The organism is Brachymonas moutaii (nom. illeg.) (assembly GCF_049977365.1).
In the GTDB taxonomy this organism is placed as follows: domain Bacteria; phylum Pseudomonadota; class Gammaproteobacteria; order Burkholderiales; family Burkholderiaceae_C; genus Brachymonas.
Genome location: NZ_JBNGEN010000003.1, coordinates 224,664 through 240,449 on the forward strand (window position 1 = coordinate 224,664; position 15,786 = coordinate 240,449).

15 protein-coding genes, 1 pseudogene and 1 other annotated feature are annotated in these 15,786 nt (G+C 64.8%); of the genes and pseudogenes, 7 read left to right on the plus strand and 9 right to left on the minus strand.

The annotated features are described in order from the left end of the window. Window positions 1-178 precede the first annotated feature (178 nt). The 8 genes from ACP2WS_RS06035 to ACP2WS_RS06070 all read right to left on the minus strand — a co-directional run bounded on the left by ACP2WS_RS06035 (window position 179) and on the right by ACP2WS_RS06070 (window position 8,325). Window positions 179-1,684, minus strand: a complete 1,506-nt coding sequence (locus ACP2WS_RS06035; RefSeq protein WP_426459951.1) for a UbiD family decarboxylase — start codon at window positions 1,682-1,684, stop codon at window positions 179-181. A gap of 10 nt (window positions 1,685-1,694) precedes the next feature. Further along, the gene (locus tag ACP2WS_RS06040; protein WP_426459952.1) at window positions 1,695-2,351 is read right to left on the minus strand and encodes a UbiX family flavin prenyltransferase; all 657 of its coding nucleotides are present in this window, start codon (window positions 2,349-2,351) and stop codon (window positions 1,695-1,697) included. Then, window positions 2,348-2,725: a putative zinc-binding protein gene (locus ACP2WS_RS06045; protein WP_374491954.1), complete on the minus strand. Its 378-nt coding sequence runs from the start codon at window positions 2,723-2,725 to the stop codon at window positions 2,348-2,350. Before ACP2WS_RS06045 ends, ACP2WS_RS06040 begins: the two co-directional genes overlap by 4 nt. A gap of 22 nt (window positions 2,726-2,747) precedes the next feature. After that, window positions 2,748-3,245 (minus strand): ubiquinone anaerobic biosynthesis accessory factor UbiT, encoded by a 498-nt coding sequence (gene ubiT, locus ACP2WS_RS06050; protein ID WP_426459953.1) that lies wholly within the window; start codon window positions 3,243-3,245, stop codon window positions 2,748-2,750. A gap of 45 nt (window positions 3,246-3,290) precedes the next feature. After that, window positions 3,291-4,190, minus strand: coding sequence for a U32 family peptidase (locus ACP2WS_RS06055; protein WP_426459968.1), 900 nt, complete (start codon window positions 4,188-4,190; stop codon window positions 3,291-3,293). Between the two features lie 56 nt (window positions 4,191-4,246). Continuing rightward, on the minus strand, window positions 4,247-5,293 hold the full coding sequence (gene ubiU / locus ACP2WS_RS06060) for a ubiquinone anaerobic biosynthesis protein UbiU (protein ID WP_374491952.1): 1,047 nt from the start codon (window positions 5,291-5,293) through the stop codon (window positions 4,247-4,249). A 238-nt stretch (window positions 5,294-5,531) separates the two neighbouring features. Then, complete coding sequence (recQ, locus tag ACP2WS_RS06065) at window positions 5,532-7,418, minus strand: DNA helicase RecQ (RefSeq protein ID WP_426459954.1); 1,887 nt, start codon at window positions 7,416-7,418, stop codon at window positions 5,532-5,534. A 79-nt stretch (window positions 7,419-7,497) separates the two neighbouring features. Further along, entirely contained in the window at window positions 7,498-8,325 is an 828-nt protein-coding gene (locus tag ACP2WS_RS06070) for a M48 family metallopeptidase (protein ID WP_426459956.1), read from the minus strand. A gap of 296 nt (window positions 8,326-8,621) precedes the next feature. On the opposite strand from ACP2WS_RS06070, the gene htpG reads away from it, so the two are divergent. Beyond that, a complete protein-coding gene (htpG, locus tag ACP2WS_RS06075) occupies window positions 8,622-10,679 on the plus strand; it encodes a molecular chaperone HtpG (protein WP_426459957.1) in 2,058 nt (685 codons plus the stop codon). Window positions 10,680-10,906: 227 nt separating this feature from the next. Here htpG and ACP2WS_RS06080 read toward each other — a convergent pair whose 3' ends face one another. Beyond that, window positions 10,907-11,062, minus strand: coding sequence for a YgjP-like metallopeptidase domain-containing protein (locus ACP2WS_RS06080; RefSeq protein WP_426459958.1), 156 nt, complete (start codon window positions 11,060-11,062; stop codon window positions 10,907-10,909). A 97-nt stretch (window positions 11,063-11,159) separates the two neighbouring features. Here ACP2WS_RS06080 and ACP2WS_RS06085 point away from each other — a divergent pair, with 97 nt between their 5' ends. The 6 genes and pseudogenes from ACP2WS_RS06085 to ACP2WS_RS06110 all read left to right on the plus strand — a co-directional run bounded on the left by ACP2WS_RS06085 (window position 11,160) and on the right by ACP2WS_RS06110 (window position 15,515). After that, complete coding sequence (locus tag ACP2WS_RS06085) at window positions 11,160-11,480, plus strand: type II toxin-antitoxin system MqsR family toxin (protein ID WP_426459959.1); 321 nt, start codon at window positions 11,160-11,162, stop codon at window positions 11,478-11,480. Between the two features lie 2 nt (window positions 11,481-11,482). After that, a complete protein-coding gene (locus ACP2WS_RS06090) occupies window positions 11,483-11,884 on the plus strand; it encodes a type II toxin-antitoxin system MqsA family antitoxin (RefSeq protein ID WP_426459960.1) in 402 nt (133 codons plus the stop codon). A gap of 226 nt (window positions 11,885-12,110) precedes the next feature. Beyond that, window positions 12,111-12,227 (plus strand) — a sequence feature (AL1L pseudoknot). Continuing rightward, a pseudogene (locus tag ACP2WS_RS06095) lies at window positions 12,215-12,668 on the plus strand (DDE-type integrase/transposase/recombinase); the annotation flags it as partial. It overlaps the preceding feature by 13 nt. A gap of 71 nt (window positions 12,669-12,739) precedes the next feature. Beyond that, window positions 12,740-13,732: a PD-(D/E)XK nuclease domain-containing protein gene (locus ACP2WS_RS06100; protein WP_426459961.1), complete on the plus strand. Its 993-nt coding sequence runs from the start codon at window positions 12,740-12,742 to the stop codon at window positions 13,730-13,732. Beyond that, window positions 13,729-14,835 (plus strand): hypothetical protein, encoded by a 1,107-nt coding sequence (locus tag ACP2WS_RS06105; RefSeq protein ID WP_426459969.1) that lies wholly within the window; start codon window positions 13,729-13,731, stop codon window positions 14,833-14,835. Before ACP2WS_RS06100 ends, ACP2WS_RS06105 begins: the two co-directional genes overlap by 4 nt. Window positions 14,836-14,930: 95 nt before the next feature. After that, window positions 14,931-15,515: a hypothetical protein gene (locus ACP2WS_RS06110; protein WP_426459962.1), complete on the plus strand. Its 585-nt coding sequence runs from the start codon at window positions 14,931-14,933 to the stop codon at window positions 15,513-15,515. Window positions 15,516-15,786: the final 271 nt, after the last annotated feature.

Genomic DNA, 15,786 nt, shown 5'->3' on the forward strand with positions numbered 1-15,786 from the left:
GCAGACAGGAGGAGAGGGCACGCACGGGCTCCGGTGTGGGGCGCACAGGGGAAGGGCAGGTGCGCGCGTCGTGCACCGTGCGGCGTGCGGCGTGCGGCGTGAGACAAGCATACGGCATGCCCCGAGCCCTGCCGCAGGGGGCGGTGCGGGCGGAAGCGCAGGGGGCGCGGGCGGAGGTTCACCCGCCGTGCGGGGGGCGGGTGGGGTGGATCAGGCTGTCGAGCACGGGCTGCACGCGCTGGAGCACGTCGGCGGGCATGGTGATGGGGCGGCCCCATTCGCGGGTGGTTTCACCGGGCCATTTGTGGGTGGCGTCGAGTCCCATCTTGCTGCCGAGGCCGCTCACCGGGGAGGCGAAGTCGAGGTAGTCGATGGGGGTGTGCTCCACCATCAGCGTGTCGCGGGCCGGATCGCAGCGCGTGGTCATGGCCCAGATCACGTCGGGCCAGTGGCGCACGTCGATGTCGTCGTCCACCACGATGATGAACTTGGTGTACATGAACTGGCGCAGGTGGCTCCAGACCCCCATCATCACACGCCGGGCATGGCCGGGATAGGCCTTGCGGATCTGCACCACCGCCATGCGGTAGCTGCAGCCTTCGGGCGGGAGGTAGAAGTCGGTGATCTCCGGGAACTGCCGCTGCAGCAGCGGAATGAACAGCTCGTTGAGCACCTGCGCCAGCATGGCCGGCTCGTCCGGGGGGCGGCCGGTGTAGGTGCTGTGGTAGACCGGTGCGTGGCGGTGGGTGATGCGCTCGACCGTGAACACGGGAAATTCGGCCTGTTCGTTGTAGTAGCCGGTGTGGTCGCCGTAGGGGCCTTCCAGGGCATGGGCATAGCCGCTGGGGTGGTGGGGGTCGGGGTGGATGTGGCCTTCGAGCACGATTTCGGCGTGGGCCGGCACCTGCAGGGGCAGGGTCATGGCCTGTGCCACCTGGGTGCGGCCTCCGCGCAGCAGGCCTGCGAACTGGTATTCCGAGAGGCTGTCCGGCACGGGCACCACGGCGCCCAGCAGGGTGGCGGGGTCGGCCCCGAGTGCCACGGCCACGGGGAACGGCTGCCCCGGCTGGTGCAGGGCGTGGTCGCGGAAGTCCAGCGCGCCCCCACGGTGCGGCAGCCAGCGCATGATGAGCTGGTGGCGATTGAGCACCTGCTGGCGGTAGATGCCGAGGTTCTGGCGCGGCTTGTGCGGGCCGCGCGTGATGGTGAGGCCCCAGGTGATGAGCGGGGCCACGTCGCCGGGCCAGCAGTGCTGGATGGGCAGGCGGGTCAGGTCGACGGCGTCCCCGTCGAGCACTTCCTGCTGGCATGGCGGCTGGCCGATGGTGCGGGGCGCCATGTGCCACAGCGACCGGAGCATGTGCCCCATGCCGGCCACGTCGCGCAGGCGCTGGGGGGCGGAGGGCTCCCGCAGGTTGCCCAGGAGCTCGCCGAGCTGGCGCACTTCCTGCAGGCTGTGCACGCCCATGGCGTGCATGATGCGCTGCGGCGTGCCGAACAGGTTGGCCAGCACCGGGATGTCATGCCCCGTCGGATGGGTGAACAGCAGGGCAGGCCCGGCGTGGCGCAGGACCTGGTCGCACACGGCGGTCATGTCGAGGTGCGTCGAGACGGGCTGGTCCACGCGGCGCAGCGCACCGTCGTGTTCGAGCTGGGCCATGAAGTCGCGCAGGTCGTGGTACATGGCAGCAGGCTCAGGCGGTGGGGGTGCACCGCAGGGATGCGGGAATGGGAGGCGGCACCGGGGCTGGCTCCGGGAGGGGGGCAGCGGCGTGGAGCCCCTCCCACTGCGGGGAGAGCGTCTGGGGCAGATCGAGCAGGTCGAGGAGGCGCGCGACCGTGTGGCGGGCCATGTCTTCCATGGTGCGCGGGTGCTGGTAGAAGGCGGGCACCGGCGGGTAGATGATGGCGCCCATCTCGGTCAGGGTGGTCATGTTGCGCAGGTGGGCGAGATTCAGCGGGGCTTCGCGGGCCACCAGAATCAGGCGCCGCCGCTCCTTGAGCATCACGTCGGCGGCGCGGGTGAGCAGGGTGTCGCCCAGCCCGTGCGCCAGGGCCGCGAGCGTGCGCATGGCACAGGGCACCACCACCATGGCCTGGCAGCGGAAGGAGCCGCTCGCCAGCGGCGCACCCAGGTCGCCCACCGGGTGCTGGCGGTGCACCAGCGGCAGCAGGTCGGCGGGGGTGAGCTGCATTTCGTGCTGCAGGGTGAGGCTTCCGGCCTGGCTGATGACGAGGTGTGTCTCCACGTCGGGGAGGGCGTGCAGCGCCTGCAGCAGGCGCACGGCGAGCAGGGCACCGCTGGCGCCGGAGAGGCCGACCACGATGCGGCGCGGGGAGGGGGCGCTCATGGGGCAGGCTGTGGCGGCGTGGCCAGTGCGGCGACGAGGTGCGCCAGAACGGAAGCGGCCTGGTCGGGGTCGAAGTCCTGCTGCAGCTTCTTCTTCACGCCGTGCGTGTGCAGCAGGACGTGGTGTGCCGGGACCAGACCGTGCCGCTGCAGGGTGTGGCGCACGCATTCCAGCGGGCAGCCGTCGAGCGCGATGAGGGGCCGGCCCGAGCAGGCCGTGCGGACCAGCGAGGGCACGTCGCCCCCCACTCCGGCGATGCACGACATCTCGGCGATGCCCTGCCGGTCCAGCTGCAGGGCGAGGTGATTGGCCATCTGGGCTGCGCTGGAGCAGCCGGAACAGGAGTAGACGAGCGGGAGGTGCTGGCGGGCCATGGCGGGAGCGTCCGGCAAAGGGCTAGTGGGAGAACAGGCGGTTGCGCAGCCGCTGGAGGGCGGCGCCCAGCGGGGCGGGCAGTGGCAGCCGGGCCGGGTCGAACACGGGCAGCTCCAGGGCGTCGAGGGTGTTCTTGACCATCAGGCCCAGTTCGGTGTCGCCTTCCATGGCGAGCCGGCGATGGAAGAACAGGGTGTCGGGGTCCTGCGTGCGGCGGGCCAGTGCCACGTAGTCGCTGGCATGGGCACGGATGGTCAGCGCAGGGGCGGTGTGGCGGGGGCTGGCGGGCACGAAGCGGGTGCCCTGCCAGCTGAAATCGAAGGCGATGCCGGCATCCTTGACCTCCAGCCGCAGCGGGCGGCCCTGCAGGGCCTCGCGCACGTCATCGGGCAGCTGGGGAGCGAGTGCCGCATTGAGTGCAGCGCAGAACAGCGTCGCACCCGGCCAGTGCGGCAGGTGCCGCAGCACAGCCCCCACGGGAGCAGGAAGCACGAAGGAGTCGGGAAGGAGTGGGGACATGATCGGAGCGTAAAAAACGGCAGGGGCAAAGGGAGCAGGGAAAGGTCAGGCCGATTCCGGCACCAGCTCCATGCCGGGGCGGCCATGCCAGTAGCCGTTGCAGGGCTGGTCGGGCAGCAGGGGCGTCATGCGGGCGTGGGCCTCGGCGGGTGACAGGTGGCCGTCGATTGCCTCGCGCCACAGGGACACGAGTTCCGTCATGTGGTGCGACTGCGGACTCAGCCGCAGCACGTCCACCCCCAGGGCCTGCAGGGCGGGGAGCTCCTGCACCAGATTGCAGACGCGGGCAGACTGGGTCTGGATGCCGTTGAGGGTGAGAAAGGCCTCGCCCTCGCGGGTCTGCAGCAGCAGGCCGTCGGGGTGCTCGATGCAGCGGAATCGGCAGTCGTCCTTGGGCAGGTTGTGGTGCCGTGCAGTGAAGCAGCGCGCCGAGAAGGCCAGCGGCATGCGGCCGAGCGCGAACACCTCGGTCTGCAGCCCGGCGGGGCGCTGCAGCAGCAGGGATTGCAGCTCGGAGCGGGCCATTTCGAGGGGCGGCACCCAGCGCATGGCACCCAGGTCGGCCATCCACTGCAGCGCGGGCGGGTTGTAGAGGTTGAGATGCGGCCCGGCCACGAACGGGCGCTGCCCGAGCGAGGCCGCCCGCACGGCGCCCATGTCGTTGGCCTCCATCAGGAGCTCGTGCCGTTCGGCGATGCGGTGCACAGTGGCTGCATCGCTGCCGGACTCGATCAGCACCTGGGTGGAGAGCACCACCTGCTTGCCGGCTTCGCGCAGCTGCGCGGCCACTTCGAGCCAGTCAGCGAGGCGCAGCTCGTGGCGGCGCGAGCACACGGTTTCGCCCAGGTGGACGATGTCCACCGGCGTGTCGGCCATGCGCCGGTAGAACGCGAACACGGTCTCGCGCGGCCAGTAGTAGAGCAGGGGGCCCAGCGACAGCTGCATGCGGCCGGGCTGGCGCACGTCCTGCGGGGAGGGGGTGGCGTCTGTCGTCATGGCGGTCATTTCCAGGGGCGGTGGTAGGCGCCCAGGGTCTGCTGCTGGCCTTCGGAGACTTCGGCGAGCGCATTCATCCAGGACGAGCGCGGGGTGTAGCGGTGCGGGTTGTCGCGGCAGGCGTCGAGCGCCTCGCGCAGCACGCGGGTGACTTGCGCCACATAGGCCGGGCTGCGCTGGCGGCCCTCGACCTTGATGGCGCGCACGCCCATAGCCTGCAGCTGCGGCAGGATCGACAGGGTGTTGAGGCTGGTGGGTTCCTCGATGGCGTAATAGCTGCTGTCGCCGCGCATCTCGCCCACATCGAAGCGGCCCTTGCACAGCGTGGGGTAGCCTGCGCTCTCGCCGGGGGCGTAGCGGTCGATCAGCACGCCATGGAGCCGGGCTTCCAGCCCCCTGGGCGTTTCCTGCCAGCGCACGGCCTTGGCCGGGGAGCACACGCCGTGGGTATTGGGGGCCTCGCCGGTGGCATAGGACGACAGCTGGCAGCGCCCTTCAGCCATGACGCACAGGCTGCCGAAGCCGAAGACCTCGATCTCGACCGGCGTCTTGCCGCACAGCTGCTCCACCTGCGCGAGCGACAGCACCCGGGGCAGCACCGCCCGCGAGATGCCGAACTGCTCATGGTAGAAGTTGATGGCATCGGCATGGGTGGCCGAGCCCTGCACGGACAGGTGCAGCCGCATCTGCGGATGCGTGCGTGCCGTGTACTGCATCAGGCCGGGATCGGCCATGATGAGGGCGTCCACGCCCATGTCGGCGGCCCGGTCCACCGCGCTGCGCCAGACATCGACCGAGTCGCTGCGGGCATAGGTGTTGAGCGCCAGCAGCACCTTGCGGCCCTGCGCGTGGGCGTAGGCCAGGCCGGTCGCAATGGCCTTGTCGTCGAAGTTGAGCCCCGCAAAGTTGCGGGCATTGGTGGCATCGCGGAAGCCGAGGTAGACGCAGTCGGCCCCGTGGTCCACCGCCTGCCGGAGTGCGGGCAGGCTGCCGGCCGGGCAGACCAGATCCATGCGGCCCGCGCAGGCGTGCTGGGGGGTGGAGGCAGCCATGGCTCAGGCCGCTCCAGCCGGGAGGGGGAGAGAGGGGAACAGCGCCCCGCGCCCACAGACGGGCGGTGCGGATATGAACAGGAACGGCATGGCAGCAGGCCTGGGCCACAGGAGTCGGAAAGGGCGCAGTATTGGCCCCCGGGGCCAGTGCCGTCATTGACCGCCGGCAAGAATCACGCCCCCGTGCCGCGCGCCGTGCGCCCTGGAACGTGGCGCGGGCAGTGCCTCAGGCAGTGCCTCAGGCAGCCGTCTGCTGCAGGGCAGCCAGCAGCTCGGCGCCGTAGCGTTCGAGCTTGGCGTCGCCCACGCCGGCAATCCCGCGCAGGGCTGCGAGCGTGTCGGGCGCGGCCTGGGCAATGGCGGCCAGCACGCTGTCGTGAAAGATCACGTAGGCCGGCAGGTTCTGCCCCCGGGCCACGTCCGCACGCCAGCTCCGCAGTGCCTCGAAGCGGGTGCGTGCATCCGTGTCGAGCGAGGCAGCCACGGCGGAGCGCGCGGCCGAGCCAGCGGCACCTGCCGTGCGCCGGCTGCGCCGCTCCTGGGGCAGGCTCCGGCGCAGCAGCAGCCGCTCCTCGGCGCGCAGCAGCGGGCGCGCGGCGGGAGTGAGGCGCAGGGTGTTGAAGTGCGCGGCATCCACCTGCAGGGCCCCGCGTGCCACGAGCTGGCGCAGCACGCTGCGCAGTTCCGCTTCGGGGGCAGAGGCAGCGAGGCCGAAGGTGCTCAGGCTCTCGTGGCCATACTGGCGCACCTTGTCGGTGGTTTTGCCCCGCAGCACATCCATCACGTGCGCGGCCCCGAAGCCGATGCGGCTTTTTTCGTGCAGCCGGTACACGGTCGACAGCAGCATGCGCGCCAGCTCGGTGGCGTCCTCGACCTCGGGCGGGTGCAGGCAGTTGTCGCAGTTGCCACATGGCTCGGAGGCTTCGCCGAAGTAGGCCAGCAGCCGCACGCGGCGGCAGTCGGTGGCTTCGGCGAGCGCCAGCAGTGCGTCGAGCTTGCCGCGCATCACCTGCAGGTGCGCCTCGTCGGCGGGGCTTTCGTCGATCATGCGGCGCTGGTTCACCACGTCCTGCAGGCCATAGGCCATCCAGGCCTCGGCAGGCAGGCCATCGCGCCCGGCGCGGCCCGTTTCCTGGTAGTAGGCCTCGATGTTGCGGGGCATGTCGAGGTGCGCCACAAAGCGCACGTCCGGCTTGTCGATGCCCATGCCGAAGGCGATGGTCGCCACCATGACCACGCCCTCCTCGCGCAGGAACCGGTCCTGATGGCGCTGGCGCGTGCCCGCGTCGAGCCCGGCGTGGTAGGGCAGGGCGTCGATGCCTTCGGCGCACAGCGCAGCCGCCACCTCCTCCACCCGCCGGCGCGACTGGCAGTACACCACGCCCGCTTCGCCCACGTGTCCCTCATCGTGCAGAAAGCGACGCAGCTGCGTCATGGGATCGCGCTTCTCGACGATGCGGTAGCGGATGTTGGGCCGGTCGAAGCTGCTCACGAACTGCCGGGCCTGCTCCAGATGCAGCCGCTCCACCATGTCGGCACGGGTGAGGGCATCGGCCGTGGCCGTGAGGGCGATGCGCGGCACGCCCGCAAAGCGGGTGGCCAGCACGTCGAGCTGGCGGTATTCGGGGCGGAAATCATGGCCCCACTGGCTCACGCAGTGGGCCTCGTCGATGGCAAAAAGCGCCAGCTGTCCCTGCGCATGGAGCCGGTCGAGCAGGGACTGAAAGCGCCCCGTCATCAGCCGCTCGGGGGCCACATACAGCAGCGTGTGGTGGCCGGCCAGCAGCGCCTCCTCCACCTGCTGCGCCTCGCCTGGAGCCAGCGTGGAATTGAGAAAGGCTGCCGGCACCCCCGCCTCGTGCAGGGCGCCCACCTGGTCGTGCATCAGCGCCACCAGCGGCGAGACGACGATCGTCACCCCCAGCCCGGCCGCCTGCCGGGCAATGGCCGGAATCTGGTAGCACAGCGACTTTCCCCCGCCCGTGGGCATCAGCACCAGCGCATCCCCGCCCGCCACCACCGTGTCGATGATCTCGGCCTGCTGCCCCCGGAAGGTCGCATAGCCAAACACACGCTGGAGAATGGACAGAGGGGTGGAAGCAGGGGCAGAGGCGGAATCGGTCACGGCAGGGGCAGGGCAGGCGCAAGGAGAGGACGGGGCAGCAGGCCAGTGTAGCGCGCAGGCGCTGCGCTTGCGGAGCCTGCTATGGGCGCTGGCGGGCAGCCTCGTAGATCGGCATGAGCCGGGGAATCTGGGCCCGCATGCTCGCCATGCGCTCGGCCGACGAGGGGTGGGTCGAAAGGAAGCTCGATCCCGTCCCGGCCCCGGCCGCGCGCATCTTGTCCCACAGCGTGAGCGCGGCCGTCGGGTTGTAGCCGGCGCGTGCGGCCAGTTCGAGGCCGTAGGTGTCGGCCTCGCTCTCCATGCTGCGCGAGAAGGGCAGATCCAGCATCATCTGCTTGGCCATGCCGGCCATCTGCATCGAGGCGTCGCTCGCGCCCAGCAGGGCCCCGCCGAGCTTCAGGGCCAGATTGCCCGCCGCCTGCTGCGACATCTGCTCGCGCACGTGCTCGCGCAGGGCGTGGGCCATCTCGTGCCCCATGATGGCGGCGATCTCGTCGTCGGTGAGCTGCAGGCGGTCGATGATGCCGGTATAGAACGTCACCTTGCCCCCCGGCATGACGTGGGCGTTGAGCTCGTTGCTGCGGATCAGCACCAGCTGCCACGGCCAGCGCGCCGCATCCGGGCGGAAGTGCGCCACCTGCGGCACCATGCGCCGCATGATGCGCACCACCCGCGTGTACTGCGGGCCAGACGTGATCAGCGCCCCCTGCGCGCGGGCCTGCGAATTCTGCTGCGAGAACGCCTGCTGCGAAGACTGCAGCACCTGCTGCTCCGACACCATCATGAACTGCGAGCGGCTGCCGCCCGCCACGCTGCCCTGGGTGGTCGTGACGCAGCCACCGAGCAGGGCCAGACAGGCGGCGGCCGTGGCGCAGACCGTGCCGAGACGACGGAAAAGAGCGGGCATGGGACAGATCCTTTCAGGGGCAGGGGAAATGGGCAGCACGCGGTCGGCAAGGCATGGGGCACCGCAGCCCCAGACTCTGCATGCATCAAAGCGGGCATGGTAAGCCATGCGCCGCAGCTCCCGCCAGAGCCCCCGCCCCCGCGCTTGAAAAATCCGGTTTTGCCCCGATCTGCGTTCCTGTTGCCGTTCCGCATCCCGGCGTTCGGGGCCGCAGGCCACCGACCACTGGCCCGGCAGAGCGGCGCTTCCGTCGTTTTCCCTTCATTCCGTCTCCCGCGAGACACGAGAGTCCACCCATGAGCCAGAACAACCACGCCTTCCAGGCCGAGGTGACGCAGCTGCTGCACCTCGTCACCCATTCCCTGTACTCCAACCCCGACATCTTTCTGCGCGAACTCGTCAGCAACGCCTCCGATGCGTGCGACAAGCTGCGCTTCGAGGCGCTGGCCAACCCTGCGCTGTACGAGAACCAGCCCCAGCTCGAACTGCGCATCTCCTTCGACAAGGCTGCGCGCACCGTCACCATTGCCGACAACGGCATCGGCATGAGCGAGGCCGAAATCATCGAGAACCTCGGTACCATCGCCAAGAGCGGCACCAAGGAATTCGTCAGCCGCCTCTCCGGCGACCAGAAGGCCGACTCCCAGCTCATCGGCCAGTTCGGCGTCGGCTTCTACTCCGGCTTCATCGTGGCCGACCGCATCGTCGTCGAAAGCCGCCGTGCCGGACTCCCGCCCGAAGAAGGCGTGCGCTGGACCAGCACCGGCAGCGGCGACTTCACCACCGAAGCCCTCACCAAGCCCACGCGCGGCACCTCCATCACCCTGCACCTGCGCGACGACCGGCTCGACTACCTCAACGGCTTCAAGCTCAAGAGCCTCATCCGCGAATACTCCGACCACATCGGCCTGCCCATCTACATGCCCAAGGAAGAGTGGAAGGAAGGCGAAGACGGCCAGCCCGGCGACATGGTCACCACCGACGAATGGGAACAGGTCAACGAAGCCAGCGCCCTCTGGACCCGTCCCAAGAAGGACGTCACCGCCGATCAGTACAAGTCCTTCTACCAGACCCTCACCCACGACAACGAAGACCCGCTCGCCTGGAGCCACCACCGCGTCGAGGGCAATACCGAATACACCCAGCTCCTCTACATCCCGAGCCACGCTCCCTACGACCTCTACCAGCGTGACCACCGCCGCGGCCTCAAGCTCTACGTGCGCCGCGTCTTCATCATGGACGACGCCGAAGCCCTGCTCCCGCAGTACCTGCGCTTCGTCAAGGGCGTCATCGACGCGAGCGACCTGCCCCTGAACGTCAGCCGCGAACTCCTGCAGGAAAGCCGCGACATCCGCCTCATCCGCGACGGCAACACGCGCCGCATCCTCTCCATGCTCGAAGACATGGCCAAGGCCCAGGCCACCCCGCCCGAAAGCAGCGAAGGCAAGATCGACATCGCCTCGGGCGACGCCGTGCCCGCGCCCGCCCCGGTCGAAACCGACGAAGCCGTCACCGACGTGGTCGACAAGCAGGCCGCCACCGCAGCCGACACCGCCGCCGAATTTGCCCAGAACGCCGCCGGCACCGACAAGTACGCCCGCTTCTATGCCGAATTCGGCGCCGTCCTCAAGGAAGGCCTTGGCGAAGACAACCACCACCGCGACCGCATCGCCCGTCTGCTGCGCTTTGCCAGCACCCAGAGCGACAGCGCCAGCGTGAGCCTCGCCGACTACAAGAGCCGCATGAAGGACGGCCAGGAAGCCATCTACTACCTCACCGCCGACAGCTTGCAGGCTGCCAAGAACAGCCCGCAGCTCGAAATCTTCCGCAAGAAGGGCATCGAGGTCCTGCTCATGACCGACCGCGTGGACGAATGGGCCCTGCAGTACCTGCCCGAATTCGACAGCACCCCGCTGCAGAGCGTGGCCAAGGGCGCCGTCGACCTCGGCCAGCTCCAGGACGAGGAAGAAAAGAAAGCCGCCGAAGCCGCACAGGAAGCAGCCCGCTCCTTCCTCGACCAGCTCAAGGGCGCCCTCAAGGACCAGGCCCAGGACGTGCGCACCACCACCCGCCTCGTCGACTCGCCCGCCTGCCTCGTCTCCGACGACCAGGGCATGAGCGTGCAGCTGGCACGCCTGCTCAAGCAGGCCGGCCAGCCCGTGCCCGAAGTGCGCCCCGTGCTCGAAATCAACCTCGACCACCCGCTCATCCGCAAGCTCGAAGCCGCCGCAGCCGACCCCGCCCGCTTCGAGGACCTGGCCCACATCGTCTTCGACCAGGCCCTGCTCGCCGAAGGCGGCCTCCCCGCCGACCCCGCAGCCTACGTCCGCCGAGTCAACGCCCTCCTGGCCTGACCCCGGTCCCCAAGCCATTGACCTGCCTCCTGCCTGCTGACAGGCGGCGCGGCGGGTCAGGGCGGAGAGCTGAAAACACAAACCCCGCATGCCCTTTTGGGTGTGCGGGGTTTTGTGCGTCAAGAAACGACAAACAACAAACGAAAAACAACAAACGCGAACCCTGCGTGCAGGGCCATTCCCCGTGCGCGAGGGCACCACCACGGCTCTCAGGCCCGGAACACTTCCTAGGCCCTGTTTTTGTCCCGCTTTTCTTTCATCGCCTGCCAGTTCGGCATGGAGCGATCCAGGGGCCGGAAGAACTTGGGGCTGTGGTTGTGGTGCCGCAGGTGGCACAGCTTACGTGTCGCATCCCGGACGATGGCATGGACTCCAAACGCCATTTCCTGCTCATGGGGCGGGGCGTCATGTCAAGAAGCATCGTCGTCGAGCTGCATCGCATGCTCCTGCTGTCGCTTTGCAGTCCTCAAATAAACCAACTTGGTTATAGTCGACTCATGGAAAAAAGCACATCCCCACTGCAAGCTGTCGCTGGTGCAGGGCATGGTCGAACGTGGCCAGGTTCGAGCCACGGCCACGGCCTTCAGTGGTGCGCGTGAGCTGGGCATCAACGACCTGGCAGGGATGTGTGCCGTGGTCATGTCTCTGACAACTGCCAATTTCTACAAGAGCATGACGACCTACGCTGACCACCAGATCTGGCAGGACGTGTACCGTGCAAAGACCACGGGCGGCGACGAGGTCTACCTCAAGCTGACGGTGATCGACGATGTTCTGATTGTTTCTTTCAAGGAGTTGTGACCATGAAATGCCCTGGCTGTGGAGCGGCTGAACTGATCCACGACACCCGCGATATGCCCTACGTCTACAAGGGTGAACACACCACCATCCCAGAAGTCGCGGGCGACTTTTGTCCTGCTTGTGGCGAGGTGGTTCTGAACCGTGAGCATGGCGACCGCTACAGCGACCTGATCGGCGCGTTTCAGCGCCAAGTCAATGCGGCCTATGTGGACCCAGCCTACATTGCCAAAGTGCGCAAGAAGTTCAACCTTGACCAGCGTGAAGCGGCAGAGATTTTTGGTGGTGGGGTGAATGCCTTTTCTCGCTATGAGAACGGCAAGACCAAGCCGCCGCTGGCCTTGGTCAAATTGCTGAAGGTGCTGGATCGGCATCCCGATTTGTTGAACGAAATCCGAATAGCCTGAGAAAAAGTGGCGCCGAAAATCTGAACAGGTGAGATAAAGCAGACTCCGGGCAAACTGTCTGGTTTGATGAAGCCGGAGGAAAAGAGTTTTGCGATGAACAAGAAGTGGGCTGCAGCGAAGGCATACGATGAAAAAGTTCGCAAAGTTTTCGCCTGAAGTTCGCGAGCGTGCCGTGCGCATGGTGCTGGGGCACCGCGCAGAACACCCATTCGCAATGGGCGGCCAGCGCGTTTTTTGCCCAGGCGGAGTTCGAACGCCGCATCAAGTCTTGAAGACCTTCGTCGACCAGCGCCGTCAGCGGTTTGGGGTCGAGTCGATCTGCCGTGTCTTGCAGATCGCCCCAATCAGCTGTGGATCTCGGACTTTACCTATGTCTCGACCTGGCAGGGCTGGGGCTATGTGGCCTTCGGCATCGACGTGTTCAGCCGTCGCATCGTAGGTTGGCTCCAGAGCAGTTCCATGCACACGGACTTCGTGCTCGACGCGCTGGAACAGGCTTTGTACGACCGCAAGCACTCCGAGGAGAATGGCCTGATCCATTATTTCGAAAGGGACTCGCAATACTTGTCGATTTACTGACTTAGACTATCAACGGCTTGTACAAAGCGGAGTGATCCACCGCCGTGATCCGGGAAAGGCCAAACAGGACGTCGAGCTGGCGAGGTTGGAATGGGTCTCCTGGTTCAATCACCATCGATTGATGGGGCCACTGGGCAATGTCCCGCCTGCCGAGTTCGAGGCAAAATATCATCAACAACGCGCTGGTCAGGCCCTGACTGTCTGACTTCAACCAACTGGCCTCTGCGAACCCGGGGCGGTTCAATTAGACCGGCAGCAATGGAGCATGGAGGAACTGTGGCAGAAACCAAGAACATTGACGAAATAGCAGGCCGTTTGTCGAAGGACATCTTCAAGTACTTTTTATGGGACATGCACCCGAAGACCGATGACAATTTCGAGTGCTCTAACGAGAAACATGTTGGTGCGGGTGGACAGCCGAAGGCGACACATCCGGGCGATGTGGTCTTCCACTACCGTGACCCGTATCTTGGAAAGACGGTGTACCTGCATACAGATTTGAAGAGCTACGCGCAGGACACGATCACATCAACAAGATTGCGCGGGGCCTTCAAGTCTCTCTGCATGACCATTGACTGTGCTCGATGCTCGGACTCTTGGAGAGCCAAGTATTCCGTTGATGAGGGCGAGGCCCATGAGGTCCGTGGGTTACTGTTCGTCCACAACCATGACAACGGCTATGACAAGCCGTTCTACGACGCCGTCGACAAGATTAATCTGCAAGCGCTGCCGGTTGCTCCTGGAACGCAGTTGCACTACCTTGGTCCTCAAGATATTCAGCGGCTCTACAGCATAGCGAACGACATCATGCGTCTAAGATGCGAGGAAGAGTTACCGAGCACGTACACCTTCTATTACCCGGACCTTGTGATGACGCGCCGACAAGGCGACGTTTGGAATCAATCTGCGACCGTTGAAACGTTGACGGCACCGTACATCATCATCAAACATGACGCCCCTGCGGGGAAGTCGGCAGGCTACGTCATCTACTACAACGCGTCTGCAACCACCCCTGAAGAGTTTGAGTATTTTCTAGATAGCCTGTCCAGATTTCAAATGCTGGAGTCAGGTGAGCGGATTTTGCTGCGCACCACTCACCCAGACGCGCCGAACGACCTTAAGTCAATCTTTCTCATGGCGCAGAAGAAATACGTTAAGGCCTGGGGCTTCGATCCAAAACGCGAGGCGATCTTGAGTCAGATCCAGATCGAGCGGGTCACAAACGTCACCAGTACCTATAACCCAGGAGATATGGGGTGGCGGGAATGAAAAAAAGAGCACACGGTCCCTCACTTTACTATGCGAGCGATAAGAACATTTTTGACGCGCTGAATCAGCACAAGGTGGATATGCCGACTGTGGTGAAACTGTTTCAGCGTCGGAATATCGTGGTGAGCACTAAGACACCAAGAGATGATCTGGCCAAATACTTTTCCACGTTGACACACGACTACTACGACCACAAAGATATCGCTGCCAAGCTGGGAGTGGCAGTAAGGCGGGAGCGCACTACTTCGATGGATGTGTCGGGGGTTAGCGATACCGATGAACTGCAAGGCGTCATGGAACAGTTGAAGAAGGAGTTGGAAGCGAGCGGCGACACGGTCCAGGTTTCACGCGATGGCGACAACATCAGCTTTCGCATACAGTACTCGGAGGTTGACTACAAACGCAGCGAGTTCTCCCAAGTCCAAGTCCGAGACGGCACCATCGAGTTCGTCAAGTCAGCGACAGGCTACGTCGTGCGCAACACCCAGAACGACTACCTCACCGGAGTAAGAGAAACCTTGCTTGCCAAGGTGGAAAAGGAGGCATCTACGCCACTGACTAAAGTTGTGGTCGCCTTGTTTGACATTCCTTCGGCAAAGCTGCGGTCCAAGTTCTTCAATGAACTGGCGCGCTCATTGCCTAACTTCGACCGGCGCGATGTGACGGATGTGTATGTGTTCAAAGCTAAGCCCGAGACGGATGATGATGAAGATGCAGATGATGCCGACGACGATGGTTCGGAGAGCCACGTTGAAAGGGTCTTTCTTCGCGGCAGCGGCGTGAGTCGGTCTGAGATCTTGAATGAGTTGCTGGATGAGGAGAACTACTACATCGTCAAGATGGGATGGACCGCGACCGAAAGGTTCGGGGATGGCAACGTGTACGACGTCGAGGCCGGGTTTGCTGATCCCAAAGACTGCAACGGATTCTCGTTCATCTTGAGCGGCGTTTTCCCATTGGAAGACGGCAAAGTCTCGACGAAGCGGCGACCTCCGTACAAGCACGAGATTGACGCACTGTCGCGCGTGATCGAGTCTAAGGCCAGAGACCTTGTGGCAGAGCTACGGTCGGAATATCTTGCTGCGGACACTGGGAGCGAATGATGCAAACCAGGTACAGGTGGTTTCGGATACAGCTTCCTGCTCGGTCCCGAGACTTGGCAACACTTGTGGCTACGCGCTCGTTCGATTCGACTTCGATGTCTGGCTTCGCTCGTCTCTCGAGCGGTGTAGGCGGACCTTCGTACCGATTTCTATGGCGGTCGCGCGTAGTCGTTACGCGACTAGATGCCGAAGGCGTTCCTACCTATGAGCAGATCGACAGCGTCAGTTTTACAGACTTTGCGCTGGTTGCGGTTGCAGATCTAACTTTTCTACGCGTTGAGAATCCTGGTCGGAGTGTTCGCGATCTGCTCAATGCGCTTGAGACCTTGGTCGGCATGGGCTTTACGGTGAAGCCGGTCATATTTGACAAAGGCCGGCCTTCCACAGTGTTCCGTTCAGTTGATGCCTTAAAGCTCGTAGGCTTGAAAGTCGTCGGTGCCGTGATGGCAGACGATCTGGTTGCACGGATGGAGTTTGTCTCCAAAGAGGGGATGGTAGTTGAGAACATGACATTTCTTAACGACTTAAAGTACAAGGTTGAGCACGCCGTGTTCGAGGTTCTCCTAGGCGGGTTGAAAGGAAAAATTGCTTTTGCTGCCAATGGAACTGTGAAGATTAGCGGTCAACTCGCACCGAAGCTCGTGGGCCTGGTGGAACAAGACCTGCACTTATTTGTATGAAAAACGCGTCCGACAGAGATGCATTGTGCAAAGCTCCGCCTCTCTTCGCACTCAGCTGCAACGCTTGTCATGTTGCTGCGCTCGTAGCGTGCTTCGATCATCGCTGTCGCGGACGGCGAGTACTCGGTCTTGACAGTGAAGCAGTCGCAAACGCCAGCATGCGCCGAACGACCGCTGAACCCTCCTGTAAATCTAGAAGGCTCCAATGTCTGAGAACGTGTTCACAATCTTTTGAGCAAAAGAGCCAAGAACGCCAAGTGAACGAACTGCA

Coding starts and splice junctions, on each gene's coding strand:
- ACP2WS_RS06035 (WP_426459951.1), bottom strand. CDS start 1,684: ATGTACCACGACCTGCGCGACTTCATGGCCCAGCTCGAACACGACGGT.
- ACP2WS_RS06040 (WP_426459952.1), bottom strand. CDS start 2,351: ATGAGCGCCCCCTCCCCGCGCCGCATCGTGGTCGGCCTCTCCGGCGCC.
- ACP2WS_RS06045 (WP_374491954.1), bottom strand. CDS start 2,725: ATGGCCCGCCAGCACCTCCCGCTCGTCTACTCCTGTTCCGGCTGCTCC.
- ubiT (WP_426459953.1), bottom strand. CDS start 3,245: ATGTCCCCACTCCTTCCCGACTCCTTCGTGCTTCCTGCTCCCGTGGGG.
- ACP2WS_RS06055 (WP_426459968.1), bottom strand. CDS start 4,190: ATGCAGCTGTCGCTGGGCCCCCTGCTCTACTACTGGCCGCGCGAGACC.
- ubiU (WP_374491952.1), bottom strand. CDS start 5,293: ATGGCTGCCTCCACCCCCCAGCACGCCTGCGCGGGCCGCATGGATCTG.
- ACP2WS_RS06070 (WP_426459956.1), bottom strand. CDS start 8,325: ATGCCCGCTCTTTTCCGTCGTCTCGGCACGGTCTGCGCCACGGCCGCC.
- htpG (WP_426459957.1), top strand. CDS start 8,622: ATGAGCCAGAACAACCACGCCTTCCAGGCCGAGGTGACGCAGCTGCTG.
- ACP2WS_RS06080 (WP_426459958.1), bottom strand. CDS start 11,062: ATGGCGTTTGGAGTCCATGCCATCGTCCGGGATGCGACACGTAAGCTG.
- ACP2WS_RS06090 (WP_426459960.1), top strand. CDS start 11,483: ATGAAATGCCCTGGCTGTGGAGCGGCTGAACTGATCCACGACACCCGC.
- ACP2WS_RS06105 (WP_426459969.1), top strand. CDS start 13,729: ATGAAAAAAAGAGCACACGGTCCCTCACTTTACTATGCGAGCGATAAG.
- ACP2WS_RS06110 (WP_426459962.1), top strand. CDS start 14,931: ATGTCTGGCTTCGCTCGTCTCTCGAGCGGTGTAGGCGGACCTTCGTAC.